At 53.8% G+C, this 25,143-nt stretch carries 18 protein-coding genes; 13 read left to right on the forward strand and 5 right to left on the reverse strand.

Annotation, left to right across the window (positions count from 1 at the left end; genetic code table 11):
• Positions 1-194: 194 nt before the first annotated feature.
• The 10 genes from fabB to AYI96_RS00805 all read left to right on the forward strand — a co-directional run bounded on the left by fabB (position 195) and on the right by AYI96_RS00805 (position 13,178).
• Positions 195-1,406, forward strand: a complete 1,212-nt coding sequence (gene fabB, locus AYI96_RS00760) for a beta-ketoacyl-ACP synthase I (protein WP_071475898.1) — start codon at positions 195-197, stop codon at positions 1,404-1,406.
• Positions 1,407-1,571: 165 nt separating this feature from the next.
• Positions 1,572-2,702, forward strand: a complete 1,131-nt coding sequence (locus AYI96_RS00765) for a 4-phosphoerythronate dehydrogenase (protein WP_144360793.1) — start codon at positions 1,572-1,574, stop codon at positions 2,700-2,702.
• Complete coding sequence (locus AYI96_RS00770; RefSeq protein WP_039033444.1) at positions 2,703-3,719, forward strand: aspartate-semialdehyde dehydrogenase; 1,017 nt, start codon at positions 2,703-2,705, stop codon at positions 3,717-3,719. It begins immediately after the preceding gene.
• 243 nt (positions 3,720-3,962) lie between these two features.
• Positions 3,963-7,151: a FimV/HubP family polar landmark protein gene (locus tag AYI96_RS00775; protein ID WP_144360794.1), complete on the forward strand. Its 3,189-nt coding sequence runs from the start codon at positions 3,963-3,965 to the stop codon at positions 7,149-7,151.
• Positions 7,152-7,283: 132 nt separating this feature from the next.
• Complete coding sequence (gene truA, locus AYI96_RS00780; RefSeq protein WP_101096814.1) at positions 7,284-8,069, forward strand: tRNA pseudouridine(38-40) synthase TruA; 786 nt, start codon at positions 7,284-7,286, stop codon at positions 8,067-8,069.
• Between the two features lie 68 nt (positions 8,070-8,137).
• Positions 8,138-9,409 carry a bifunctional tetrahydrofolate synthase/dihydrofolate synthase gene (folC, locus tag AYI96_RS00785; RefSeq protein ID WP_144360795.1) on the forward strand — a complete coding sequence of 424 codons (1,272 nt, stop codon included), beginning with the start codon at positions 8,138-8,140 and terminating at the stop codon, positions 9,407-9,409.
• Positions 9,410-9,535: 126 nt separating this feature from the next.
• Positions 9,536-10,126, forward strand: a complete 591-nt coding sequence (locus AYI96_RS00790) for an SPOR domain-containing protein (RefSeq protein ID WP_071475894.1) — start codon at positions 9,536-9,538, stop codon at positions 10,124-10,126.
• Positions 10,127-10,233: 107 nt separating this feature from the next.
• Positions 10,234-10,722: a CvpA family protein gene (locus AYI96_RS00795; RefSeq protein ID WP_025010464.1), complete on the forward strand. Its 489-nt coding sequence runs from the start codon at positions 10,234-10,236 to the stop codon at positions 10,720-10,722.
• 43 nt (positions 10,723-10,765) lie between these two features.
• On the forward strand, positions 10,766-12,280 hold the full coding sequence (gene purF / locus AYI96_RS00800; RefSeq protein WP_039033440.1) for an amidophosphoribosyltransferase: 1,515 nt from the start codon (positions 10,766-10,768) through the stop codon (positions 12,278-12,280).
• Between the two features lie 115 nt (positions 12,281-12,395).
• A complete protein-coding gene (locus AYI96_RS00805) occupies positions 12,396-13,178 on the forward strand; it encodes a class I SAM-dependent methyltransferase (RefSeq protein ID WP_144360796.1) in 783 nt (260 codons plus the stop codon).
• A 79-nt stretch (positions 13,179-13,257) separates the two neighbouring features.
• Here AYI96_RS00805 and AYI96_RS00810 read toward each other — a convergent pair whose 3' ends face one another.
• Positions 13,258-13,878: a DUF938 domain-containing protein gene (locus AYI96_RS00810; protein WP_071475892.1), complete on the reverse strand. Its 621-nt coding sequence runs from the start codon at positions 13,876-13,878 to the stop codon at positions 13,258-13,260.
• Positions 13,879-14,048: 170 nt separating this feature from the next.
• The gene (locus AYI96_RS00815; RefSeq protein ID WP_039033437.1) at positions 14,049-16,100 is read right to left on the reverse strand and encodes a bifunctional 2',3'-cyclic-nucleotide 2'-phosphodiesterase/3'-nucleotidase; all 2,052 of its coding nucleotides are present in this window, start codon (positions 16,098-16,100) and stop codon (positions 14,049-14,051) included.
• Positions 16,101-16,594: 494 nt separating this feature from the next.
• On the opposite strand from AYI96_RS00815, the gene AYI96_RS00820 reads away from it, so the two are divergent.
• On the forward strand, positions 16,595-18,760 hold the full coding sequence (locus AYI96_RS00820; RefSeq protein ID WP_144360797.1) for a M3 family metallopeptidase: 2,166 nt from the start codon (positions 16,595-16,597) through the stop codon (positions 18,758-18,760).
• A gap of 59 nt (positions 18,761-18,819) precedes the next feature.
• The gene (locus tag AYI96_RS00825) at positions 18,820-19,236 is read left to right on the forward strand and encodes a GFA family protein (RefSeq protein ID WP_186299981.1); all 417 of its coding nucleotides are present in this window, start codon (positions 18,820-18,822) and stop codon (positions 19,234-19,236) included.
• A gap of 109 nt (positions 19,237-19,345) precedes the next feature.
• Here the strand turns inward: AYI96_RS00825 and AYI96_RS00830 are convergent, their stop codons facing one another.
• Positions 19,346-21,556, reverse strand: a complete 2,211-nt coding sequence (locus AYI96_RS00830) for a M3 family metallopeptidase (protein ID WP_144360798.1) — start codon at positions 21,554-21,556, stop codon at positions 19,346-19,348.
• A 202-nt stretch (positions 21,557-21,758) separates the two neighbouring features.
• On the opposite strand from AYI96_RS00830, the gene AYI96_RS00835 reads away from it, so the two are divergent.
• Positions 21,759-23,378: a dipeptidase gene (locus tag AYI96_RS00835; RefSeq protein WP_260852922.1), complete on the forward strand. Its 1,620-nt coding sequence runs from the start codon at positions 21,759-21,761 to the stop codon at positions 23,376-23,378.
• Between the two features lie 106 nt (positions 23,379-23,484).
• Here AYI96_RS00835 and AYI96_RS00840 read toward each other — a convergent pair whose 3' ends face one another.
• Entirely contained in the window at positions 23,485-23,889 is a 405-nt protein-coding gene (locus AYI96_RS00840) for a GFA family protein (protein ID WP_144360799.1), read from the reverse strand.
• Positions 23,890-24,184: 295 nt separating this feature from the next.
• A complete protein-coding gene (gcvA, locus tag AYI96_RS00845; protein WP_071475887.1) occupies positions 24,185-25,078 on the reverse strand; it encodes a transcriptional regulator GcvA in 894 nt (297 codons plus the stop codon).
• Positions 25,079-25,143: the final 65 nt, after the last annotated feature.

A 25,143-nucleotide genomic window follows, 5' to 3' on the forward strand; every position in this document is an offset into this window, starting at 1 on the left:
ACTGCAAGTTTGCGTATTTTCACTGCCGGATGGCCGAAGTTGTTCCTGTTTCACGGGCAATTTTTTACTCTGGAGGCCTTGTTCGGCATTATTTTACCCAAGTTTACGGAAAGCTGACCACTTAAATGCTGTAAAACGGCTAACATGGCGTCAGCAAAAGTAGGTACTGAATTGTACGGAATGGATAGTAAAACATGAAAAGAGTCGTGATCACCGGAATTGGCGTTGTATCAAGTATCGGTAATAACAAACAAGAAGTGACAGAATCTCTCAAGGCTGGCCGCAGTGGTATCACCCACTCAGATCAGTTTGAGGAGATGCAGCTGCGCAGTCATGTCTGGGGCGACATCAAACTCAATCCCGCCGAGCATATCGATCGCAAGGCGTTGCGTTTTATGGGGGATGCCGCAGCCTACGCCTATTTGGCTATGCAGCAAGCTATTGAAGACAGCAGTCTGACCGAAGAGCAGTATTCAGATCCTCGTGTAGGTCTCATTGTTGGTACCGGTGGCGCTTCGTCTTCCAACCAGGTTCAGGCGGCTGACACCCTGCGTGCTAAAGGCGTCAAGCGCGTGGGTCCTTATATTGTGCCGCGGATAATGTCTTCTACTGCCAGTGCCTGTCTGGCGACGCCCTTCAAAATCAAAGGGATGAATTATTCCATCAGCTCAGCCTGTGCCACCAGTGCGCATTGTATCGGCCATGCGGTGGAACTGATCCAGATGGGTAAACAGGATATGGTCTTTGCCGGCGGCGCGGAAGAGATCGATTGGACCCTGACCATGGGCTTTGACGCTATGGGCGCCTTGTCGACCAAGTATAACGACACACCGGAAAAGGCTTCCCGCACCTATGATGCCGACCGTGATGGCTTTGTTATCTCTGGTGGTGGCGGCATAGTGATTGTCGAGGAGCTGGAGCACGCGCTGGCCCGCGGCGCCAAGATTTATGCTGAAGTCATAGGTTATGGCGCTTCATCTGACGGTTATGACATGGTAGCCCCAAGCGGCGAAGGTGCGGTGCGTTGCATGAAGATGGCGCTGGAGTCAGTAGATACACCTATCGATTACGTTAACACTCACGGCACTTCTACCCCTGTCGGTGATGTGCGAGAGCTGGAAGCCCTGCGTGAAGTCTTCGACGGCCAGATGCCGGCGATTGCCTCAACCAAGTCACTGACAGGCCACGCCCTGGGCGCAGCCGGTGTTCATGAGGCTATATACAGCTTGTTGATGCTCGAACAAGGTTTTATCGCGCCATCAATCAATATCGACAACCTGGACGAGGCCGCAGAAGGTATGCCAATTGTGCGTGAATACCGCGACGCCGAGCTCAACACTGTTATGAGCAATAGCTTCGGTTTCGGTGGCACCAACGCTACCCTGGTGATGCGTAAATACAAGTAAACGCCTTGTTTCACTGAGTCAAGAAGGAAGCCAAATGGCTTCCTTCTTTGCTTATGAGCTGACACAGAACTTGTTAGTAGCTTCCGCAAATGTGCGCCGGACTCAGACAAGCATCTAGCTCGCTGATAGAATAGCGGTTTAATCCACAACAGAGCAGGAAAGTCGATGAAGTTGGTGGTTGATGAAAACATGCCCTATGTGCAGCCCTTGTTTGCCGAGCTGGGGGAGATAGTAGCCGTCGATGGCCGTCATCTGGATGCGGCCACAGTAGCCGACGCCGATGTTTTGCTGGTGCGCTCGGTCACCAAGGTCAATGAGGCACTGCTGGCAGGCGCACATAAACTTAAGTTTGTCGGCAGTGCCACCATAGGGACAGATCATGTGGACAAGGCTTATCTGGCGTCCCGCAACATCCCCTTTTTCAACGCACCCGGATGCAATGCCATCGCGGTTGGCGAGTATGCTTTTATCGCCATGTTGGAGCTGGCCAACAGATTTGACACTCAGCTTAAGGGCAAAACCGTTGGCATAGTCGGTGCCGGTAACACAGGCTCGGCACTGGCGCGCTGCCTGGAGGCATACGGAATTAATACCTTGCTCTGCGATCCCTTACTGGCCGAGGCCGGCGACAGCCGCCGCTTTGTTGGCCTGGATGAACTGATTGCCGGTGCCGATATCATTAGTCTGCACGTACCTCTGACCCGGGATGGCGAGCATCCTACTTGGTATCTGTTTGACGAGCAGCGACTGGAAACGCTGAAACCCGGCTGCTGGTTGCTTAACTGTTGCCGCGGTGAAGTGATAGATAATCGCGCGCTGATCCGGGTCAAGGCCAAGCGACCGGATCTCAAGTTAGTGCTGGATGTTTGGCAAGGGGAGCCTAATCCCATGCTGGAGCTGGTGCCTCTGGTGGAGTTTGCTACACCGCATATTGCCGGTTACAGCCTGGAGGGCAAGGCCCGGGGCACTTTCATGTTATATCAGTCCTTGATGGCGATACTCAACCGCCTGGCGGACAAGTCGCTTGTGGCGTTATTGCCTGAGCGTTGGAGCTCCCGGCTCGATATCAGTAGTTCGCCCGATGAAAAGGCATTATTGTTCTTGTGCCGATTTATTTATGATCTGCGTGATGACGATGAAAAATTCCGGAAAATGCTGAAAAACCCCACAGGTTTTGATGACATGAGAAAAAATCACCGCCATAGGCGAGAATTCAGTGCTTTGACTCTTTCAAATGTCGGCGGTTCTGGGGTAGATTGGTTGTCTCATTTAGGTTTTTCAGGAGTCGGTCTGTAAATGTCGCAGGAATTTAACGTTGTCGTATTGGGTGCTTCAGGAGCCGTGGGTCAAACCATGATAGAAATCCTCGAGGAGCGTAACTTCCCGGTGGCGAATCTGTTTCCACTGGCCAGTAGTCGCAGCGCCGGTGAAACCGTGAGTTTTCACGGTAAACAGGTGGAGATCCTCGATGTAGAAAGCTTCGACTGGACTCAGGCGCAGATAGGCTTCTTCTCTGCCGGCGGTGACGTCTCGGCGAAATGGGCGCCAATTGCGGCCGATGCCGGTTGTGTGGTGATAGATAACACCTCTCACTTCCGTTACGACCTGGATATTCCATTGGTTATTCCAGAGGTCAATCCGCAGGCGATTGCCGACTTCCGTAACCGGAATATTATTGCCAACCCCAACTGCTCGACGATTCAGATGTTGGTGGCGCTCAAGCCTATCTATGATGCCTTTGGGATCAGCCGTATCAATGTGGCCACGTATCAGTCGGTTTCCGGTACAGGTAAAAAGGCGATTGAAGAGCTGGCGGGTCAATCTGCCAAGTTGTTGCAAGGCTTGCCTTCAGAGCCCAAGGTTTATGATAAGCAGATAGCTTTCAACGTGTTGCCGCACATAGACAGGTTTATGGAAAATGGCTACACCAAAGAAGAGATGAAGATGGTTTGGGAGACCCATAAGATCCTCGGCGACAGCGAAGTTCTGGTGAACCCTACTGCGGTGCGGGTCCCTGTGTTCTATGGACACTCGGAAGCGATTCACATCGAGACGCTGCAGCCGGTTGATGCTGCCGAAGTCAAGGCAGTGTTGCGGGATGCCGAAGGCGTGGTGCTGTTTGAAGATGATGACGATTATCCGACAGCTGTTACTGAAGGCGCCGGTAGTGATCCTGTGTATGTCGGCCGGGTGCGCAAGGATATCTCCCACGATCTGGGTATAGATCTTTGGGTGGTCTCTGACAATATCCGTAAGGGCGCGGCGCTCAACAGTGTACAGATAGGTGAGATCCTGATCCGCGACTATCTCTAAAGAAGGTGCGAGTCAGTCCCACGAGGGCTCTGCCTGTGCTTTCAGACTTACATGCAAGGCTGGAAGCACTTTTCCTAAACGCTTTGTTTCTGTTGAAAAAGCCTGCAGTTTGCAGGCTTTTTTTGTTTTGCAAATGTGAACAGTAGCAGGGCGGACATTTCTGGTTTATAGTAATCTCAATAAATACAAATGCCTAAAGCCAGTCGTCAGCCGGCGAAACCAGCGCTTGAAAGGGAAGAATGGATGAACTTTCGCACTTCATATCTTGTTGGCCTGATGGCCGCTTTTTTTGCCCTGAACCCAAGTAGTCTTATAGAACCCGCCCATGCAGAAGGCCTGAAAATTACCGGTCCCGACGGTCAAGTGCGCCAGCAGGTGCGCCAGTATGGCCCGACGACAACATCGGACACCTTTTGGAGTATTGCCCAGAAAGTCAGACCGGATCCCAGTGTCAGTATCTATCAGGTCATGGCCGCGATTTTTGAAGCCAACCCGCACGCTTTCTCATCCAATAACTACAACAGCCTCGAACGGGGTATGATACTGCTTATCCCTTCCAAGGAGGTGATGCAGGCTATTCCTTTGAGTATGGCCAGAGCTCGCGCCGAACAGGATGATAAGCGCTGGTCTTCCGGTAAGCCGCTAAAAGCAGATAATGGCAAAACTGAAACCGCTAAAGCCCCAGAGCGTTCAAGCCAAGCCGTAAAAGAGCCAACGACGGCCACCCAACCTCAACCTGCGACGCAGCCATCCAAGGTGAGTACAAGTGTCAAGGATAACAGTGAGCAGCCCAAAGTCAGTGAGTCATCCACTGAACCCACTCAAGTGGCTTCTACTAAATCCTCAAATACAGTAACAGAAGCAACCCAAGAAACGGCAGACGATAACAGCATTGAAGCATTGCAGAGCCGCAACCTGAGTCTGACCGATGAGCTGGGGCGTGCTCAGGATCAACTCTTGGTGGCCAATACGGATAACCAAGGGCTGCAGGCGCAAATTGATGAGCTGAATCAGCGTCTATCGGTATTGGAAGAGTCACTACAGGCCAGTAAAAAACAGGAACAGCAACTCAAGGCCGAAAATGCTGATCTCAAACAGCAGCTTCAAGTCGCCAATGCTACGGCGAATGAGCCGGACGACCTCTGGCGCAGTTTGATGGATAACCCATTATTGTTGGTGCTGGCTGCCGCAGTACCCGCGGTATTGTTGTTGTTGCTGCTGTGGAGCATGTTGCGCCGCAAGCGTAAGCAGGCTAATGGTCAAGCGCCACAGACAGATGCTGCCCCAATGGCAGCCGCAGCTGTTGCCGGCGCGGCCACGGCCGAGATGGCAAACGCCAACGATGAACTGGCCGTGCGTCTGGACGATGATCCGGACGATTCCATTGATTCATTGCTGGATGTCGACAGCTCAGCGCTGCAGCCTGAGCCGGAAGTTGAGAGTGACAACGAGCAGATGGATATGGCGCAGGAGATGTTCATCGACTCAGGCGAAGGGGATACCAGCCAAGAGGCTGAAGATGAAGGTCAGTCGCTCGATGATCTCTGGGCTGAAGCTATGGGTGAACAAGAGGCCGGTGAGCAGGAAGATGCTGGCGAGGAAGACTTGGACTCATTGCTGGCTGGCTTGGACGATACCGATAAACAGGAAGTTATTCCTGAAGATTGGCAGGCCGAAAGTGTTCCAGCATCAGAGCCTGATCTGAGTGAAACCCTACCGGAAGATGTGACTGCTGCTTTTGAACAGGGTTTTAGCCAAGAACTCGATCAAGAGTTTGCTTTTGAACAAGACAAAGAGGTGATTTCAGAGAGAGAAGCGAAGGCAGAGCTGGATGAAGATCTCAGTGCCGCTATCGCCGCCGAATTGGCCGAAGATGAGCAGGCTGACGAGACTCTGGATGAGACACAGGAAGCCGATATCGATGCGCTGCTGGCCGGGTTTGACGTCAAAGAAGACACAGAACCTCAAATTGAAGCCAGTGCTCAAATTGAAGCCAGTGCTCAAGTTGAAGACGATAGTAGGGCTGAAGCCGAGGAAGATCTCAGTGCTGCCATAGCCGCCGAGCTGGATGAGGATGACTCAACTGGTACCGAGCTGGGCGAAGAAGCGGACATAGATGCTTTGCTCGCAGGATTCGACTCGCCGGTAGAACTGAATTCTGAAGAGGAAGACTTAAGCGACGTTATCGCCGCCGAGCTTGAAGATGACAAGGTTGCCGTAGACTCCAGCGACACAGAGGCAGACATAGATGCCTTGCTGGCAGGTTTCGATGACTTGGACGAAGCTGTCGAGACTCAAGCAGCAGAGCCGGTTCAAGCTGAGGAAGAGAGTGAAGATCTGGACGCCTTGTTGGCAGGGCTTGCGGATGATGTTGTTGCGCTAGACAACCCTGATGAGGCAATCGCTGAAACAGACGAGGAAGATAGCTCAGAGGTTGAGTCTGATGATGCCACTGAGCGCAGCGATGCCGAATTGGATACCATGCTGGCAGGCTTGTCGCAGGCTGAGGACTTGGACGAGCCTAAGAAGCCTGATGAAACCGATATTTTGGCCGATGAGAGCAGGGATAGCGATAACGAGCTGCAAAGCGGTCAACGCAGCGACAAGGATTCCGGCTTCTTCGACGATCTCAAGGCCGGCGGCAAAAGCCATGATCCCCATATGCTTGAGTGGGAGCCCTCTGCACCCAAAGAGCTCTTGGTTGAGGAAGAGCCTTCAGCGAAAGAAGAGCCTTCAGCGCAAGAAGAGCCCTCGGAGCAAGAAGAGCAACAGCCTACAGCCATAGAAGAGCTCTTGACTCAAGAGGAGCTCTCAAGCCAGGAACAGGCTGTTGAAGTTGAAGACAGCCTAACAGATACCGAGCAGGCTCTGGATATCGGCCTGGCCCAGGATAGTGACGACAGTGATAAGAGTCTGAGCGACGATGATCTGTTGGCCGCTTTCTCTGAAAACGTTGTCAACGAAGCCGAGGTGGATGAAGAATTCAGTCTTGAACTGGATGATGATGACTCGCTGGATCTCGAAGATCATAAACTGACAGTGGATGAAGCGCTGGCAGCCCTCGATGCCAAAGAAAAGGGCAAGGTCGCTTCCAGCATGGTGCCGGAGCACGATCTCAGCGCCTTCCAGAAGGAAAACGGATTTATCGATATTGAGCGCCTGCTCAGTGAAGCCGATGAAGGCAACAGTGATACCGACCCCTACAAGGAACTGGACGTGGATATGGGCGAACTCGATTCCCTCGTTGGCGCCGCCGCTATGGTCGACGTCGATGATGAGGAAAACTCTGTCAACGCCAAGCTGGACTTGGCGCGGGCCTATATCGAAATCGATGACAAAGACAGCGCCAAGGCATTGCTTAAAGAGGTGGAGCTTGATGGTAACGCTCGCCAGCAAGAGGAAGCCGCAGCCCTGATAAAAACCTTGGGCTAGAGCTCAGTCAATACTCAAACGGCGCCCCAGGCGCCGTTTTTTATGCAGTCCGTTTATTGTCCGGGCTTTTTCTTGGAGGCGAATGCCTGCTCTGTGGTAGAATTCGCCGCCTTGAGATCAGGGGAGAAACAGATGCGTATTGCGTTGGGTATCGAATATGACGGCAGCGGCTATTATGGTTGGCAGCGCCAGGCCGAAGTGGATTCAGTTCAGGGGCAGTTGGAGCGAGCTTTGTCTCTGGTCGCCAATGAGCCGATAGCACTGCAATGCGCCGGTCGCACCGATGCCGGGGTACACGCCACCGGGCAAGTGGTGCATTTTGATACTTCTGCCATTCGTAAAGAAGGCGCCTGGACCCTGGGCGTCAATGCCAATCTGCCGGACAATATTGCGGTGCGCTGGGCCAAAGAGGTAGACGACAGTTTTCATGCCCGCTTTTCGGCAACTGCTCGTCGCTACCGATATATCATCTACAACCACAATTTCCGTCCCGGTATTTTGCGTGGTGGCGTCAGCCATTATCACGGCGACCTCGACGAACAGAAGATGCATCAGGCAGCTCAGTATCTGCTGGGTGAGCGCGACTTCACCAGTTTCAGGGCGATCCAATGCCAGTCGCGCACCCCGTTTCGCAATGTGCACAGAGTCAGTGTGACCCGCCAGGGCATGTATGTGATAGTGGATATCGAAGCCAATGCCTTTTTGCATCATATGGTGCGTAATATTGTCGGCTCGCTGCTGGAAGTGGGGCTTGGCAATCAGCCGCTGGATTGGCTGGGACAGTTGCTGGAGCTTAAAGACAGAACCAAGGCTGCCCCCACCGCCAAACCCAATGGCCTCTATCTGGTGCATGTCAGCTATCCTGAGCAATATCAATTGCCCAAGTTGGCCATGGGCCCACTGTTTATGCCGGACTGAAACCGTTAGCATGCTGTTGCCACCACGCTTTTGCTTGCGGCAACATCAAGATTTAAGGGAAGAATCAAATGTCGCAATCATCCGCTCATCTGCCGCCACTACCTGGAGCCGATGCTCCTTTGTCAGTTTGGCTGGACTACCTGCTGGCTATTCATCCGACTGAAATCGACATGGGGCTCGAGCGGGTCACCCAAGTTGCCACCAGGCTCGGGGTGCAGTCACTGGGCAGCACCAAGGTGATCACAGTTGCCGGTACCAATGGCAAGGGCAGCACTTGCCGTATGCTGGAGCAGATCATGCGCGCGGCGGGTTATCGGGTCGGAGTTTACAGCTCGCCCCATATCCTCAATTACAATGAGCGGGTGCGGATAGACGGTGTCGATGCGCCGGATAGCGACTTTATTTCGGCCTTTGAAACCATAGAGGCGGCCAGAGGCGACACCTCGCTGACCTTCTTTGAATATGCCACCCTGGCTGGATTACTGCTGTTCAAGCAGGCCAAGCTGGATCTGGTTATTCTGGAAGTGGGGCTGGGAGGCCGGCTGGATGCTACCAATATCATAGATGCCGATGTCAGTGTGGTAACCGCCATAGATCTTGATCATCAGGCGTATCTTGGTGACACCCGGGAACTGGTTGGCCGTGAGAAGGCCGGCATCTTCCGTCACAACCGCCCGGCGATAGTGGGCGATGCCGAGATGCCTGCCAGCGTGGTTGAGGTTGCCAATGAAAAGGGCGCCTTACTCAAGGCGGTAGGGCAGGCGTTTTGCTACAAGCAAACCAGCACTGGCTGGGATTTTTGCGGTGAGCACTGGCAGTTTGAGGGCTTACCCAGGCCGCAATTACCTCTGCCCAATGCCGCCACCAGCTTGGCGGCGCTGGAACAACTCTGGCCTGAGCTTTCCGAAGCGGCGATTTGCTCAGGGCTCGCCAGTGCCAGGCTCAGCGGCAGAATGGAGCATATCTGCGAGGCGCCGCTGATTATTTTGGATGTGGCGCACAATCCCCACGCGGCCCGCTATCTGGCGCAAAGGCTGGATGAACTGCAGGCCAAGGGGCGAGTCTATGGCGTTTGCGGTATGCTCAAGGACAAGGATATCGAAGGCGTAATGCAAGCGCTGGCGCCTAGCATAGACAGCTGGTTGTTGGTGACCTTGCATAATGAGCGTGGTGCCGATGCCGGCCGTTTGCGAAAAGCCCTGCCGGATGGCTGTGACGCCCGGGAATTTGAACAGATGCAAGATTGCTGGCAATACCTCAAACCCAAACTCGGCGCCGAAGATGTGGTAATTGTCTTTGGCTCCTTTTACACTGTTTCGGGCTTTAAAGCGCTTATCTAAGGAAGGTGCGAACAAGTCCCATGTGTGCTCTGCGTCGGCTTACGGGCCTGGATGCAAGGCGTGGTTCGCAGCAAATGGCCCTAGTCCTTTGCAAGAACTTCCATTATTGACTGGAAGGAAGATATTTTGTCGACTCAGTTTCATAACCGTCTGGTAGGTACCGTAGTATTGGTCGCCTTGGGGGTGATCTTTTTACCTGACATTCTCGATGGCAAGAAAGAGCGCCAGCAAGAGCAGTTCACTGAAATTCCGCTGCGGCCGGATACCGAATCGCAATTGGCGGAGCCGGGGGAGTTTCAAACCCTGGATGTCGCCGAGACTCTAGACTTGGCGCAGGAGACAGACGAGCCTCAGGTTGAAGTCGAACCCGCTCCCGAGGTGAAGGCTACCGAAAACAGTGTTTCCAACACCGCCCAATCCAAGCCGCAGGAGGCCAAAAAGACTCCCGAACCCAAGGCCAAACCCAGTGATGCGGCCTGGACTTTACAGCTCGGCGCCTTCAGTAATGCGGCCAATGTCAAAGCCCTGGTGGCCAAATTGCGCAAGGCCGGATTCAGCGCCTATACCTTGCCGGATAAGCCTGTGGACGGCAAATTGACCCGGGTGTTTGTCGGTCCGGATGTCTCCAGCGAACGCATCAAACAGCAACAGCAGAAAGTGGAACAGCTGACCAAACTCAAGGGTAAAGTAGTTCGCTATAACCCACAGGAAAGATGACAGTTTGCCCCGAGTCGGCAAGCAATTATTTACGCCCCGGGGGTGAGAATGCTTGCCTTCTCTGGTAGAATCCCGCCGACTTAAATCTTCACCGGATACTTCTACCCATGGTTTGGATAGATTACGCCATTATCATAGTTATCGGATTATCGACTCTTATCAGTCTGATCCGTGGTTTTGCCAAAGAAGCCATGTCGCTGGTGGTTTGGTTCGCCGCTTTTTTCATCGCCAGCCAGTTTTATCAAGACCTTGCCGTTCATATCACCCAAATCAATGATGAGGTGCTGCGAAACGGGGTTGCTATCGCCATCCTGTTTGTTGTCACCCTGATAGTGGGGGCCTTGGTGAACTATTTGATAGGCCAGTTGGTCTCCAAGACAGGGCTCTCGGGAACGGACAGAATTCTTGGCCTGTGTTTCGGTGCGCTGCGCGGCGCATTGATAGTCAGTGCCATACTCTTTTTTATGGATGCCTTTACCGGCGCGCCCAAAACCGATTGGTGGCAGGGTTCGCAACTGGTGCCCGAATTCGGGGTGGTTATCCAGTGGTTTTTTGACTACTTGGAAAATACCTCAAGCTTTGTACCCAAAATATAAAAAATACAATTATCAGAACATCTTACAATGAGGAAGCTTACCCATGTGTGGTATCGTCGGAATCGTTGGCCGCTCGGCGGTCAATCAGACCATCTATGATGCACTGACAGTGCTTCAACACCGTGGCCAGGATGCTGCAGGCATAGTGACTATCGATCAGAATGCCTTTCGCCTGCGTAAGGCCAATGGTCTGGTCAAGGACGTATTTGAACCCAAGCATATGCAGCGGCTGCAGGGCAACGCCGGCATAGGCCATGTGCGTTATCCCACCGCCGGCAGCTCCAGTGCCTCTGAAGCCCAACCGTTTTATGTGAACTCTCCTTTCGGGATCTCTCTGGCGCACAACGGCAACCTGACCAACACACTGCAACTGGCCGAAGGGCTGCGCAACAAGCGCCGCCATGTGAACACCACGTCCGATTCTGAAGTGCTGCTCAACCTGTTGGCCGATGAGCTGGACAAAACCGACAGCCTGACCTTGAGCCCGGATGAAGTGTTCGATGCCGTTTCCCGGGTGCACGCCGATACCCGCGGTGCCTACGCCGTGGTGGCTATGATTATTGGTCAGGGCCTGGTGGCATTTCGCGATCCTTTCGGTATTCGTCCTCTGGTGCTTGGTAAGCATGAGACAGCCTCTGGGACCGAGTATATGGTGGCCTCAGAGAGTGTGGCACTGGATGCCGTTGGTTTCGAAGTGATGCGCGATGTGGCTCCCGGCGAAGCCGTGTATATCACCACGGAAGGTGAGTTGTTTACCCGTCAGTGCGCCGAAGCGCCAAGTTATGCCCCTTGTATCTTCGAATTCGTTTACTTTGCCCGTCCGGACTCCACCATAGACAAGGTGTCAGTCTATGCCAGCCGGGTCAACATGGGTGCCAAGCTGGGTGAGAAGATCCGTAAGGAATGGTATGACCATGATATCGATGTGGTGATCCCTATTCCGGAAACCTCCTGTGATATCGCCCTGGAAATTGCCCGTGGCATGGATCTGCCTTACCGTCAGGGATTCGTGAAGAACCGCTATATCGGCCGTACCTTCATTATGCCTGGGCAGCAGGAGCGCAAGAAGTCGGTCAGACGCAAGCTCAATGCCATCAGCGCCGAGTTCAAGGATAAGAATGTGCTGCTAGTGGACGACTCCATAGTGCGTGGTACCACCTCAGAGCAGATCATCGAGATGGCCCGTGAAGCCGGCGCCAAGAAGGTGTATTTCGCCTCGGCTGCGCCTGAGATCCGCTTCCCCAACGTTTACGGCATAGACATGCCAACCTCCAATGAGCTGATTGCTCATGGCCGTGATGCCGATGAAATCGCCCGTATCATTGGCGCAGATGGCATCATCTTCCAGGATCTGAGCGATCTGGTGGAAGCGGTGCGAATGGAAAACCCGGATATCAAGCGCTTTGAAACCTCAGTGTTTGATGGTCACTACATCACCAAGGATGTGGATCAGGCCTATCTGGATCATCTGACCCAGCTGCGTAACGACGATGCCAAGGCCAACCGCAACAAGGATATAGGTACCAACCTGGAGCTGCATAACGTCTGCCATCCTTGATAAGGGAAGGTGCGAATAAGTCCTCTCTGATAAAGCCAACCCTTGAGGTTGGCTTTTTTTTGTGCCAGTCAGTATGCTGAGCCTCGACTCTTGATGGTGCAGGGAGAGAAGCACAATGGATAAGTACCGGGAAACCGTGGCAACCTTTGACAAAATGGCGCTTTCCTATCGGGATAAGTTTGCCGGCAACGATTGTTATGACTCGGCCCATAACCGATTCGCCTCTTTGCTGAAGCAGTATCAGGCCTGTGCCGGGCGGCGCCTGCGGTTACTGGATATAGGCTGTGGCCCAGGGCATGTCAGCGGCACGTTGGTAGACAGGGTGCCTGAGCTCGAGATAGTGGGTATAGATGCGGCGCCGGCCATGGTGGCGCTTGCCGGTGAATTGTTGCCCGAGGGACGTTTTTATCGGCTGGATAGCCGCAAGCTTGGTTGTCTGACGTCGCTGCTTGAAACTGATGCCGTGCAGGCTATCGCCCCCCTTGATGTGCCTGAAAACACTGCTGCGCCCGTAAGTATTGGGGTTTCTGATGGCTCTAATACCCTTGATGACCTAGAAGACTTAGACACGCCAGAGGGTTTTGATGCAATACTTCTGCTCTTCGTCACGCCTTATCTTGAACGTCAGGACGTGATGGCCTTACTGCAAGACTGCCGTGCGCTACTGAATGACGGCGGGCTCCTGTATCTGGCCTCGATGGAGGATGACTATCAAGCGTCCGGCTATCAAAGCTCCAGTTCCGGAGACAGGGTCTTTATCCACTATTATCCCGAAGTGTTTTTCGTCAGTGAGTTGGCCGCGGCCGGGTTTGAGCTTATTGATAGTCTGCGTAAACCCTATCTGGAGCAGGGCGAAGTCAAGGCCACAGATCTGTTTCTCTACGCCAAAGCCGTGTAAAAACCAAAGGCGTTTCAGAGGCAGATAGCGCCTGGACTTTTCAGGCAAAACATTTGTTTTGCCCATCACTTTGCCTCCGTTAGCGAACCGTTTTACGAATAAACTCCAGCAGGCGGTTGTTGGCGGGCATGGCATGATCCTGACAAAGCTCAAGCCCCTGGGCTGCGGCCAGCATCAGGATCCACTCCTGATCGCGAATGCCGCTTTGCGGATCGCGCTGCCTTAACATGGCATCGAACACCCGGTTGGAGTCGCTGCTGTAATCGCCTCGGTAGTTGAAGGGGCCATAGAGGCAGAAACGGCCGCCGCTTTGCAATACTCTGCCTATGCCGGCAAACATCGCCTCTACCATGGGTTGACTCATGATATGCGCAGTATTGGCGCTATAGATGGCATCCGGTGCCGGCTCAGTTGCCGCCTGCGGCCAGGGGGAACACACCTCCAGAGTGATCACCTCGGCCAGATTACTCGCCGGGAGTTTGCTATGCCAGGCGCGGATCCCATCAAGATACTGGGGTTGATCGCTGCATTGCCACACCAGGTGCGGTAACTCTGGGGCAAAGTAGACCGAGTGCTGACCGGTACCACTGCCTATCTCCAATACCCTGCGGCAGCCTGAGAATGCCTGTTTGAGAATCCTGAGTATCGGTTCGCGGTTGTTTTCACAGGCTTGGGAGAAGGGCGCGGGTATCGAAGACATAAAAGATTTCCTGCAATCTTGCCGTCGTGACGGCTGAGTGAGTCTGGTGTTTTACTGTACTTACTTTATAACATTGTCAAAGGCTTAAATCATGGCAAGTTTAATCTGTGAAGAAACATAAAAAGCGCCCCTGAGGGCGCTTGGTTCGTTTTATGTCTCAGCTGACAGCCTTATTGGGCAGGCTTGAGATCTATGCGGTAGACGGCAAAGCCCAGTTCATCGGTACTCAGCTTGGTCATGGTCCTTTGCTGGTTGGCCTGGATGAAGTTGGCGGCCTTGTCACTGTCCTGGGTGACAAAGCGGATGTCCAGAGCAACATTCGTATCTATATTCCTGAAGTCCCAGTTATAGTCGGCCGTGGGGTTAACCATGGCGTCATACTTGTCGGTTTCAGGATTGTACTTGGATTGCTCTGTGATGTAAGCCGCCAGAGCTTCACGGTTGGTGTCCGGCAGTTCCAGTACCACGTGCTCGCTGCCGGTGCCGGCAAACTTTCCGCCAAAGGCGCGGTAGTTGTTGGAGGCGACGATAAACTCCTTGGCCGCCAGGGTTTCACCTGTATAAACAGTGCCTTCGTTGTCGGTGAAAGCCAGATCTATAATCCGCGAAGCATCGGCATTGACCAGAGCACAATCGGCGTCGAATTTGCTCGGTTGAGTCACGTCTATCTTGTAGGTCACGCCATCAATAACATCAAAGTTATAGGTGGGGTGGTTATAGTTCACCAGCTCTTGCGGCTCAGTGCTGGCTGGATCTATTTGGTTAAACTGGTTGGCCGAACACTCGAGCCAGTCTTTCAGCTCAGCGCCGTTTAGCTTAACCGCCACCATAGTGTTGGGGTAGAGATAGAGATCGGCGGCGTTCTTGAAGGTCAGCGGCCCTTTGTCCACCATCACATACTGATCGGCATCACTGGTGGTGCTGTGACGGCCACCGGCCTTGAACGGCGCGGCTGCAGAGAGCACCGGCAATGACTTGAGTGCTTCCGGCAGTTTGGCCTTGACGTTGGCTATCTGGGCGTCGGAGACAATTTGCACAGTCGGGTCGTCCTGCACCAGCGTCAGGAAACTGAACATGTCGGCGGCGGCGACCCCGATTGGCTGCTCGACAAAGTCCATAGTGCCCTGGTGTTCCAGCTCAACCGCGTCGTGAATGTCCTTATCGGCTTCCACTAGAGGCGTCTTGTTGGTGCCGTCATAGATGGGGCGTGCCTCGGTGCGGGCCGAGAGCACTGTCCATTTGCCGTCTTTAAGCTGCAGTTTGAAGTCGACCAGGCCCATGTTGTCGCCCCAGCGACCCGGCATCACGGCGGGGACACCGTTAAGCAGGCCTTTTTCCACATCTGTGTTGGGCAAGTCGCCATAGCGGGCATCGGGGAAGATGGAGTGGCTGTGGCCGAACATGATGGCATCAATGCCGTCGACATAGGTGAGGGCATAGGTGGCGTTTTCGGCAGCAGGATCGCCTGGGTTTTCGGTGGAGCCAATGCCTGAGTGCGGAATGGCGATAATGATATCGGCGCCTTCAGCCTTCATTTGCGGCACAAATTTCTTGGCGCTCTCCACTATGCTCTCGGCACGTACCTTGCCGGTGAGGTTCTGCTTGTCCCACAGCATAATTTGCGGAGGCACAAAACCTATATAACCAATCTTGAGCTTGTGGCTGTTGCCGTCAGTGTCCTTAACCTCGGTTTCCTTGATAAGGTATGGGGTAAACAGGTTGTCACCTTTTTTGATCCCGTTCCAGCAATCATCGGCATCACAATAAACGTTGGCGTTGATATAGGGGAACTGGGCACCGGCGAGGGATTTTTCCAGAAAATCCAGGCCGTAGTTGAATTCGTGGTTGCCTATGTTACCCACGGCATAATCAAGCAGGTTCATCGCCTTGTAGGCGGGGTGCACTTCACCATCGGCGATACCCACTTTGGCCATATAGTCGCCCATAGGGCTGCCCTGCAGCAGATCGCCATTATCGACCAATACAGTGTTGGTGACTTCTTTGCGGGCGGCATGGATCAGGCTGGCGGTACGGGCCAGACCTATAGTGGGGTCTTCCTTGCCGCTGTAATAGTTGTAATCCATGATGTTGGTGTGCAGATCTGTGGTTTCCAATACCCGCAGATTTACGCTGACCGTTGGTTCATCATTGTCGTCGCTGTTACAGGCACTGAGTCCCAGTGCGGCGGCAATCGCCAGTGTGATTAATGTCTTGGTTTGCATTGTTTACTACTCTTGGTTTTTATTATTGACCCCGGGAGACTTTCCCGCCATCACCTTGTCAACCTGTTGTTAATCATATGATTAACCTGGTTAGGCGAGGCGCAGTATAGCCAAAGGCGAAGACATTTATGTGACATTGGACGGTAAAAACCAGTGACAATTTGTGACATTGAGCAGACCGGTGCCACCCGATGCTGTGGCAGGCGCACACTTTTCTTGCCTAAACAGATAAGCCTGAGCTATCGGCGGGACGCATGCGCATTCATATCGAATTGACGGTAAGTGAGCAGAATTTCTTACAGTTAAGTCATTGTCCAAAGAGCGGAAGAGTTGTTAAGGTAGGGGCGGGAATCAACAGGGCTGTTGCCCCGCCGAGACAGGTGTCCCGGGTAGCAAATTATAACAATGGAAGGTGCGAACAAGTCCTATGCAGAATGCCATGAGGACTGATTCGTACCCTCCCTAAGCAATAGCCTGCCGTTAATGGAGTCAAGATGCGTAAGACATTAATCGCCACCGCCATAGGCGCTGCACTGGTGCTGAGCGCCTGTGCCGAACAGCAAACCAAAGAAACTGTCAGCAATACCCAGGTAAAACAAGTGAGTCAAAGTATGCCAGAGGCAAAAAGTGCTGAGCAAACCGCAAGCAATGTGCTGCTCAGCCCAAGTCCGCTGCAATATCATGCGCCGCAGTTCGACAAGATAAAGACAGCAGACTATCTGCCGGCCTTTGAAGCCGGGCTCAAGGAACACAAGCAGCAGATCGCCAGTATAATCAACAACAGCGAAGCCGCTTCGTTTGATAACACTATAGTGGCGATGGAAAAGAGCGGCGCTCTTCTCAACCGCACAACAAGAGTGTTTTTCAGTATGGTGAGCTTGCTTTCCAATGATGAGCTTCAAGCCATTCAAGGGGAAATCGTTCCCAAGCTTACAGAGCACAGCGACAATATTTTCCTCAATCCCAAGTTGTTTGCCCGGGTTGAAGCCGTCTACCACCATAAAGATAGTCTGAGCGCGCAAGATCAACGCCTGGTGGACTTCTATTACAATCAATTCGTTCGTGCCGGCGCCAAATTGAGCGAAGCCGACAAGACCCAAATGCGTGAGCTCAACGGTGAGCTGGCTACATTGTCGACCGAGTTTTCGCAAAACATTCTCAAGTCGTTCAAGGATGATGTGATCCTGGTGACCGATAAGGCGCAGCTCAAAGGCTTGAGTGAGGATGAGATAGGCGCCCTGGCCAACGCCGCCAAGGAAGCGGGTAAAGAGGGCTACCTGATAAGCCTGGTGAATACTACCCGCCAGCCACTGCTGTCGAGCCTGGAGGACAGAGGCCTGAGAGAGAAAATTTGGCAGACTTCGGCCAATCGTGCCATGGCCAGCAATGGTCCTATCGTACTCAAGCAGGCACAGTTGCGCGCCGAAAAGGCCAAACTGCTGGGTTATGAAACCTGGGCTGACTATGTACTGGCCGATCAGATGGCTGCTAATCCGGATGCGGTATTTGCCATTTTGGATGACCTGGCACCCAAGGCCGTTGCCAAGGCTAAGGCTGAAGGCAAGGATATCCAGGCGCAAATCAAGGCTAGTGGTGCCGACTTTGAGCTGCAGCCATGGGATTGGGCCTTCTATGCCGAGCAGGTTCGCAAGGCCAAATACGATCTGGATGAGAGCCAGATCAAGCCCTACTTCGAATTCAATACCGTGCTGAATGACGGCATGTTCTACGCCATGCAGAAGTTCTACGGCATCACGATGAAAGAGCGTAAGGATCTGCCGGTATGGCAGGAGGATGTCCGCGCCTGGGAAGTATTCAACGAAGACGGCAGCTCCATCGGGCTTTTCTATCTGGACCCTTACGCCAGAGTGGGCAAGAGCGGTGGCGCCTGGATGGATGAGTTGGTGACCCAGAGTTTCCTTTTGGATAACAAACCTGTGGTCTATAACGCGCTCAATATTCCCAAACCAGCCGAAGGTCAGCCTACGCTGATGACCTTTGATGAAGTGACCACCATGTTCCATGAGTTTGGCCACGGCATTCACGGTTTGTTCTCGCAGGTGAAATACCCAAGCCTGGCTGGTACTGCTACCCCGAGGGACTTTGTTGAGTTCCCCTCCCAGGCCAACGAGGATTGGGCCACAGATCCGGATGTTTTGGCTCACTATGCCAAGCACTACAAAACCGGCGAGCCGATTCCGCAAGCCTTGCTGGAAAAAGTGCGAGCAGCGGCCAGCTTCAACCAGGGCTATGACACGGTAGAGTATCTGGCCGCAGCGCTGCTTGATATGGAGTGGCACTCCCTCAAGGCCGGTGAACAAGTGGCGGACGTTAAATCCTTCGAAGCCAAGGCCCGCGCCAAGCACGGCCTGGATTACGCGCCTGTGTTGCCGCGTTACCAGTCGACTTATTTCAGCCATGTATTCGGTGGTGGTTACTCGGCCGGATATTATGCTTACCTGTGGACCGAAGTGTTCGCTGCCGACGCCTTTGCCCATACCATGGCAGAAGGCGGCCTCAAACGAGCCAATGGTGACAAGTATCGTCAGGCAATTCTCTCCAAGGGGAACAGTGAGGATCTGATGCAGGACTACATCCAGTTCCGCGGCCAGAAACCCACAGTGGATGCGCTGCTCAAGCGCCGAGGTCTGGTAGACTGAACCCTTTGATAACACCCGCCAAATGGCGGGTGTTTTTCTAAGATAAGATGATAAAAGCTATGGAAGCTATTCGTTATCCCATCAAGGGCAGTTGCCAGTGCGGCGCTGTCAGTTATCGCTTGTTGGCGCCGCCGCAGATGGTGGTGGCCTGCCACTGCAAGGAATGCCAGAAGCTGTCCACCAGTGCCTTCAGCATTACGGCGATTGTCAGAGCCGAAGATATAGAATTCAGTGGCGAACTGAGCCATTGGCAGCGTGGTTCGGCCAGCGGCAATATCAGCGCCGCCAAGTTTTGTGGTCGTTGCGGCAATCGTATCTATCACTATAACCCGGCGGAGCCGCAGAGCATCAAGCTCAAGCCCAGCAACCTGGAAGATACCCGTATCATTGAGCCGAGCGCCCATGCCTGGGTCAGTGAAAAGCAGGACTGGTTTGTTATCCCGCCCGGAGTCAAGCAATACACCGGTCAGCCTTGAGAAAGCCCAGCCCTGAAAAAGTCCAGCCCTGAGAAAGAACAAAAAAGCCGTTCACTCAGCGAACGGCTTTTTTGTTTGCGTGGCTGGGCATTACCAATCCGGCAAGCGTTTATTCCGCCAGCAGGCCGCGGCTGCGCAGTAGTGGCTCAATGGCGGCTTCCTGACCACGGAACGCCTTGTAAAGTGCCATAGGATCTTCACTGCCACCGCGCTCTAGGATGTTGCTGCGAAAAGCCTTGGCGGTAGCCGGGTCAAAAATACCGTTTTCCTTGAAGGCCTCAAAGGCATCGGCGCCAAGAATGTCAGACCAGATATAGGAGTAATAACCGGCCGAATATCCTCCGGAGAAGATGTGGCTGAAGTAGGTGGAGCGATAGCGCGGCGCTATCTCAGAGATCAGCCCCATTTTGCTCAGCGATTGTTGCTCGAAGGCGGCCGCATCCTGAGGTTCGGTGACGTTGCTGCTGTGCCAGTCCAGATCCAGCTTGGTGGCTGCCATGTATTCCACTGTGGCGAAACCCTGGTTGAACTTACTGGCGGCGCGGATCTTGTCTACCAAACTCTGGGGGATCACCTCGCCGGTTTGATAGTGCTTGGCAAAATGCGCCAGCACATCCGGTTGAGTCATCCAATTTTCCATCACCTGTGACGGGAACTCCACGTAGTCGCGGGGCACAGAAGTGCCGGACTGGGAACGATACTCCACCTTGGACAGCAAGGCGTGCAGCGCATGGCCGAATTCATGGAACAGGGTACCGGCTTCATCGAAGGTCAGCAGCGTCGGCTCATTGCCACTGGGACGAGGGTAATTGAGCACGTTGACTATGATGGGCTGCTCGTTGACGCCATGGACCACCGCCTGACGGCGATAGGCATTGGACCAGGCGCCGCCGCGTTTGCTGTCACGGACATAGTAATCGCCAAAGAAGATACCGATAACGCTGCCGTCTTTGTCTTTCACCTCGAAGGTACGTACATCCGGGTGATACTTGGGCAGATCGTCACGCTCGGTGACACTGATGCCATAGAGGCGGTTGGCGGTGTAGAACACGCCCTTGAGGGTGTTTTCCAGCGAGAAGTAAGGCTTGGTCTGCTGTTCGTTGAAGCTGTACTTGGCGACACGTATCTTGTCGGCATAGTACCACCAGTCCCAGGCGGCCAGTTTGAAGTCCTTGCCTTCGCTGTCGATAAGCTTTTGCATCTCGGCCTTTTCGGCTTCGGCCTGGGCCAGGGCGGCGGGCCAAATTTTATCCAGCAGGGCATAGACATTTTCCGGAGTCTTGGCGGTACGCTCTTCCAGCACATAGTGGGCGTGGCTCGGATAGCCCAGAAGCTGGGCTCGTTTGGCTCTAAGAGCCGCCAGTTCTGCCAGCACCTTCTTGTTGTCGTGGGCGTTGTCGTTGTTACCGCGCTCGATATAACCCTTGTAGAGTTTTTCTCTCAGCTCACGATTATCGGCATAGGTTAAAAACGGGGTGACGGAGGGGCGTTGGGTGGTAAATACCCACTTGCCGGAATGGCCGCGCTTGATGGCCGCCTGGGCGGCAACGTCAATCACATCCTGCGGCAGACCGGCCAGATCGGCCTGCTGGTCTATCACAAGTTCAAAGTCGTTGGTTTCTGCCAGCACATTATCGCCGAACTCCAGGCTCAGCTTGCCAATCGCCTCATTGAGCTTTCGAAGCTCCGCTTTACCTGCGTCATCCAGGTTGGCACCGCCGCGGCTGAAGCGTTTGTAGGTGTCTTCGAGCAGTTTCTGCTGCGCCGGGTTCAGTACCAGCTGATCTTTTTGCTGATAGACAGCCTTGACCCGCTGAAACAGGGCGTTGTTCAGGTAAATATCATCGCGGCTGGAAGATAACAGCGGGGATACTTCCTTGGAGATCTTCTGCAGCTCGGCGGAGGTGTCGGCGCTGGTGAGGTTATAAAACACCCCTGACACCTTGGTCAGCAAGGCGCCACTGCGTTCCATGGCTTCTATGGTGTTGGCAAAGTCAGCGGCGGCCGGATTGTTTATGATGGCCTGAATTTCCGCTTTGCGCTCGGCAATCCCTTGTTTGAAGGCCGGCAGGTAATGCTCGGACTGGATGCGATCAAAGGCGGGGATTTCAAGGTAAGTATTCCAGGGCTGGAAGAAAGGGTTGTCCCGGGTTTGTTCGGCCTTGGCAGCGGCTGGGTTTGTGCCTGTGCCATTCTGGAGCGCAGGCGTTTGGGTTTGGGCAGATGTGTCGCTCTGGGATACAGGCTGGTTGTCGCAGGCGCTCAGTGTCAGCGCCAATCCCAGGGCCAGAGCCACTGGAGAGAGGGTCATTCCCTTCATTGTTATTCCTCTATGCTGGTGTTTATCTCCCGTATGGCGCGGCGGGCCGCGCCGAAGCCGTCCTTAGTAACATGGCGTATTGAAAAAGGCCAATTTTGTCCTGTTTAGTTTGTAACAAAATTTAGCGAATGCAGTATCGAAACTGTATCTGTGGCACACTCTCAGGCCTTTGATAATAAAAGATAACAAAAGCCACCCTGCCATGATGATAAGAACAGTTTCCCGTTTATCCCTGTCGCTGTCCCTGTGCTTGTTCGCTCCTTTTGTAAGCGCAGAGAGCGGCTTTACGCCTCAGGCTTCGAGCCAGACTTCAAGCGTAAGCGCTGCCCAAGGTACTGAGTCTGCATTGAGTAAAGTCTCGCCACTGTCGAAAACCTTGGCCCAGTACAGTCTTGACCGCTACGGCAGCGAGATGGAACAGAGCCTCGCCGAGTTGGTGTACTTCAATACCGAGGCTATCCCAGGGTTGACGCCCGACACCAATCCGGAATTCATCGGCTTCAAGCAGGCGCTCAAGGCCCAAGCGGAGCAGTTGGGGCTGGATTATGCCGATCACGGTTATGTGCTCTTGATAGGCCTTGGCGAAGACAGGGGCGGCGGCGCTAACAAGCTAGGCATTATTACTCACGGGGATGTGCAACCGGCCAATTCAACCCTTTGGCACCAGAGTCCCTATCAACTGGATACTCAATCGCAACCGGGCAAGCTGATAGGCCGCGGCACCGAAGATGACAAGGGGCCGATAGTCACCGCCATGTACGCCATGAAGGCGCTCAAGGACAAGTCGGTAAAACTGAATCGCCGCATTGAGCTTATGGTATATCTGGCCGAGGAGTCGGACTGGGAGCCGCTGAAAGTGTTTCTCAAGGACTATCAAGCGGCCGATATGAATATCACCATAGACGCCGAATATCCTGTGGTCACCGCCGAGAAGGGCTGGAGTCAGATAAAACTCACGATACCTGAAGCCAAAGTCAAGGCGCCTAATTTCGATAAACCGCAGCTGCAGCATTTCAGCGGTGGCTCCTTTGCCAGTCAGATCCCCCAGCAGGCCTTGGCCCTGATCCGCGGAGCCGACAGCGCCATGGTCAGCCGTTTGCAACGCGCCGCATACTCCCAGCAGGGGATGCGCTATGATTTTACCCTGGATTTCGACAGCCTGGAGATCGCCGCCAACGGCAAATCGGCCCATTCCTCAACCCCTGAAGATGGTGTCAATGCAGTAACGCATCTGGCTGCGCTGTTGGAGTCTGAGGCATTCGCACCGAGCCAGTCGGCATTAACCCTGGCATTTATCAATGAAATGATAGGCTTGGACCTCTATGCCCAGCGCTTTGGTGAGCTGGGCTATAGCGATGACTTTATGGGGCCTATGTCGCTGGCGCCGACTGTGGTGGAGTGGGGGCAGGGGGGGACCAGCATTACGCTTAACCTAAGGCGCCCCGTAGGCAAGAGCCCGGAAACTTTGGATAAACAGCTGTCTGCGGCGCTGGCCGGTTGGCAGCAATCCCACGGCGTGACTCTGGTCGATGTCAGCAGCTATTGGGGCGAGCCCAAAGTGATGGATAAGGCGCCGCATCTGCAGACCCTGCTCAATGTGTTTGCCGAGTTTACCGGTATTGCCGACCCTAAACCTGTTGCTATTGGCGGTTCCACCAACAGTAAACTGTTTCCCAATGCCCTCAGTTTTGGTCCGGCCATGCCGGATGTCGAGTATACAGGCCACAGTGAACATGAGTTTATCACCCGCGAGCAGTTGCAGCTGAACCTTAAGATGTACACCGCCGCCATGGTGGAGTTGGCGGTAAACCCGGGATCATAAGTCTCAGCTTTCTAGGTAATCGCTGCTGAGATAACCGCTTCCGAGTCAGGCACCGCTACGTGGACTGGCAGTAGGCGCCTTTATCACAGTGCTGTGCCCTATACTCTTAAACCGGGCCCTGCTCCAGGCAGGGCACTTGTTCCAAAGCCTGATCCCAAGCGGCGCGCGTCTGACAAAAAATGTGCGCCTGGGGAGTCAGGCCCGGCTCATCGTCCAGGCTGCCTGCGGGTATTTGCAGCAGGCGGCCACCCTCGACCGCTTGGGGCAGCGCCGAGCCGCAAACGGCGCAAAAGTTGCGGCTGTGGCGGGTACCGGGTAGGGTAAACGCAGTAATGGCGTCCTGGCCACTGAGCCAGGTTAACTCGGCGCTGTCTGAAAACAGATTGGCACTGTGGGCCGAACCTGAATCCTTGCGGCAGCGACTGCAGTGACACAAAAAGAATTGCTGCAGCTCAGCGTTGATTTCAAAACGAACCTTGCCGCAAAGGCAACTGCCTCGATAGTGCTTCATACCTCCTCCTTGGTGTTGATAGGTTACTCCCCTTCGAGCCCTTGCCAAAATCTTGGTTGCCCCTCCAGGCTCACTGGAGCAAGGAATAAGCAAACGAGTTCATTCCAATGGCGTCGGTTGCCTGTAATGTAGGTCACCGAATCAAACCGCCAGTGTTGTACTTTGGACTTGAATCCGGGTTATCAGTTACCTGGGAGTCACTTTTTACTTCATAGTGTTGAAAAGTAGCTATAAAAAGATTTGAGCTGTGATTAGCTGCCAGGCTTTATTACTCAGCACGATTCTCTGTTTTGCACTAACACTGCACGCGATATGGCGCAAACTCGGACAGCAACCAGTCGATAAACAGCGCCGACTTACGGGGCAGACTGCTGGACTTGGGGGTTAACAGATAATAGCTGTAGGGGCTGATAAAGGGGGCTTCAAAGGGGATCACCAGAGTGCCGGCCTTGAGCTGATCTTCGATAAAGAAACGCGGGATCAGCGCCGCCCCCATGCCGCTGGCTGCGGCCTGACTCAGCATATAGAAATGCTCGACGCCAAACTTCTGCTCTGTGGTAAGTTTTATCCCCAGTTGCCTGGCCCAGTAAGGCCAAAGCTCAGGACGGGTGGTGTGTTTCAGCAGCGTCACCTGGTTGATATCTTCCAGTTGCTTTAGCTTGGGAGCCAGCAGTGGTGAGCACACCAGACACAGCTCTTCATCCATCAGTTTGATCACATTCACTCCCTGAGGCTCACTGGTGGCGGAGCGAATGGCGATGTCGTAGCGACCGCTGGCAAAGTCGACGGCGAAGTCGCCTATGGTGAGATCCACATACAATTGCGGAAAGCGTGACTTAAATTCCTCCATTCTCGGGATTAACCAGTTGATGGTCAGGCTGGGCAACACATTGATAGCCAGGGTCTGCGCCTTGAGACTTTGACGTTTCAACTCGGCGGTGGCATTGGCCAGGGTCTGCAGTGCCGCCTGCACCTGCGGCAGGTATTGCCGCCCCTCATCAGTGAGCGCCAGTTGCCTGTGTTGACGCACAAACAGACTGAACCCCAGAAAACTCTCGAGTAAGCGCACCTGTTTGCTGATGGCACCGTGGGTCACATACAGCTCCTGCGCCGCCAGGGTAATGCTTTGTAGCCTTGCCGCCGCCTCGAATGAACGCAGGGCATTGAGAGGCGGTAATTCCTGAAACATGTTTTCTCCGCTGTTTATTGTGTGAGAAAATCTCACGTGAAAACGAGAATAACTCCTTTGCCTTT

It is taken from the genome of Shewanella sp. MSW (genome assembly GCF_007636515.1).
Classification (GTDB): domain Bacteria; phylum Pseudomonadota; class Gammaproteobacteria; order Enterobacterales; family Shewanellaceae; genus Shewanella; species Shewanella indica.

Excerpts from the sequence above, each read along its gene's own strand:
- fabB (WP_071475898.1), top strand. The coding sequence starts at position 195 with ATGAAAAGAGTCGTGATCACCGGAATTGGCGTTGTATCAAGTATCGGT.
- AYI96_RS00765 (WP_144360793.1), top strand. The coding sequence starts at position 1,572 with ATGAAGTTGGTGGTTGATGAAAACATGCCCTATGTGCAGCCCTTGTTT.
- AYI96_RS00770 (WP_039033444.1), top strand. The coding sequence starts at position 2,703 with ATGTCGCAGGAATTTAACGTTGTCGTATTGGGTGCTTCAGGAGCCGTG.
- AYI96_RS00775 (WP_144360794.1), top strand. The coding sequence starts at position 3,963 with ATGAACTTTCGCACTTCATATCTTGTTGGCCTGATGGCCGCTTTTTTT.
- truA (WP_101096814.1), top strand. The coding sequence starts at position 7,284 with ATGCGTATTGCGTTGGGTATCGAATATGACGGCAGCGGCTATTATGGT.
- folC (WP_144360795.1), top strand. The coding sequence starts at position 8,138 with ATGTCGCAATCATCCGCTCATCTGCCGCCACTACCTGGAGCCGATGCT.
- AYI96_RS00795 (WP_025010464.1), top strand. The coding sequence starts at position 10,234 with ATGGTTTGGATAGATTACGCCATTATCATAGTTATCGGATTATCGACT.
- purF (WP_039033440.1), top strand. The coding sequence starts at position 10,766 with ATGTGTGGTATCGTCGGAATCGTTGGCCGCTCGGCGGTCAATCAGACC.
- AYI96_RS00805 (WP_144360796.1), top strand. The coding sequence starts at position 12,396 with ATGGATAAGTACCGGGAAACCGTGGCAACCTTTGACAAAATGGCGCTT.
- AYI96_RS00810 (WP_071475892.1), bottom strand. The coding sequence starts at position 13,878 with ATGTCTTCGATACCCGCGCCCTTCTCCCAAGCCTGTGAAAACAACCGC.
- AYI96_RS00815 (WP_039033437.1), bottom strand. The coding sequence starts at position 16,100 with ATGCAAACCAAGACATTAATCACACTGGCGATTGCCGCCGCACTGGGA.
- AYI96_RS00820 (WP_144360797.1), top strand. The coding sequence starts at position 16,595 with ATGCGTAAGACATTAATCGCCACCGCCATAGGCGCTGCACTGGTGCTG.
- AYI96_RS00825 (WP_186299981.1), top strand. The coding sequence starts at position 18,820 with ATGGAAGCTATTCGTTATCCCATCAAGGGCAGTTGCCAGTGCGGCGCT.
- AYI96_RS00830 (WP_144360798.1), bottom strand. The coding sequence starts at position 21,556 with ATGAAGGGAATGACCCTCTCTCCAGTGGCTCTGGCCCTGGGATTGGCG.
- AYI96_RS00835 (WP_260852922.1), top strand. The coding sequence starts at position 21,759 with ATGATGATAAGAACAGTTTCCCGTTTATCCCTGTCGCTGTCCCTGTGC.
- AYI96_RS00840 (WP_144360799.1), bottom strand. The coding sequence starts at position 23,889 with ATGAAGCACTATCGAGGCAGTTGCCTTTGCGGCAAGGTTCGTTTTGAA.
- gcvA (WP_071475887.1), bottom strand. The coding sequence starts at position 25,078 with ATGTTTCAGGAATTACCGCCTCTCAATGCCCTGCGTTCATTCGAGGCG.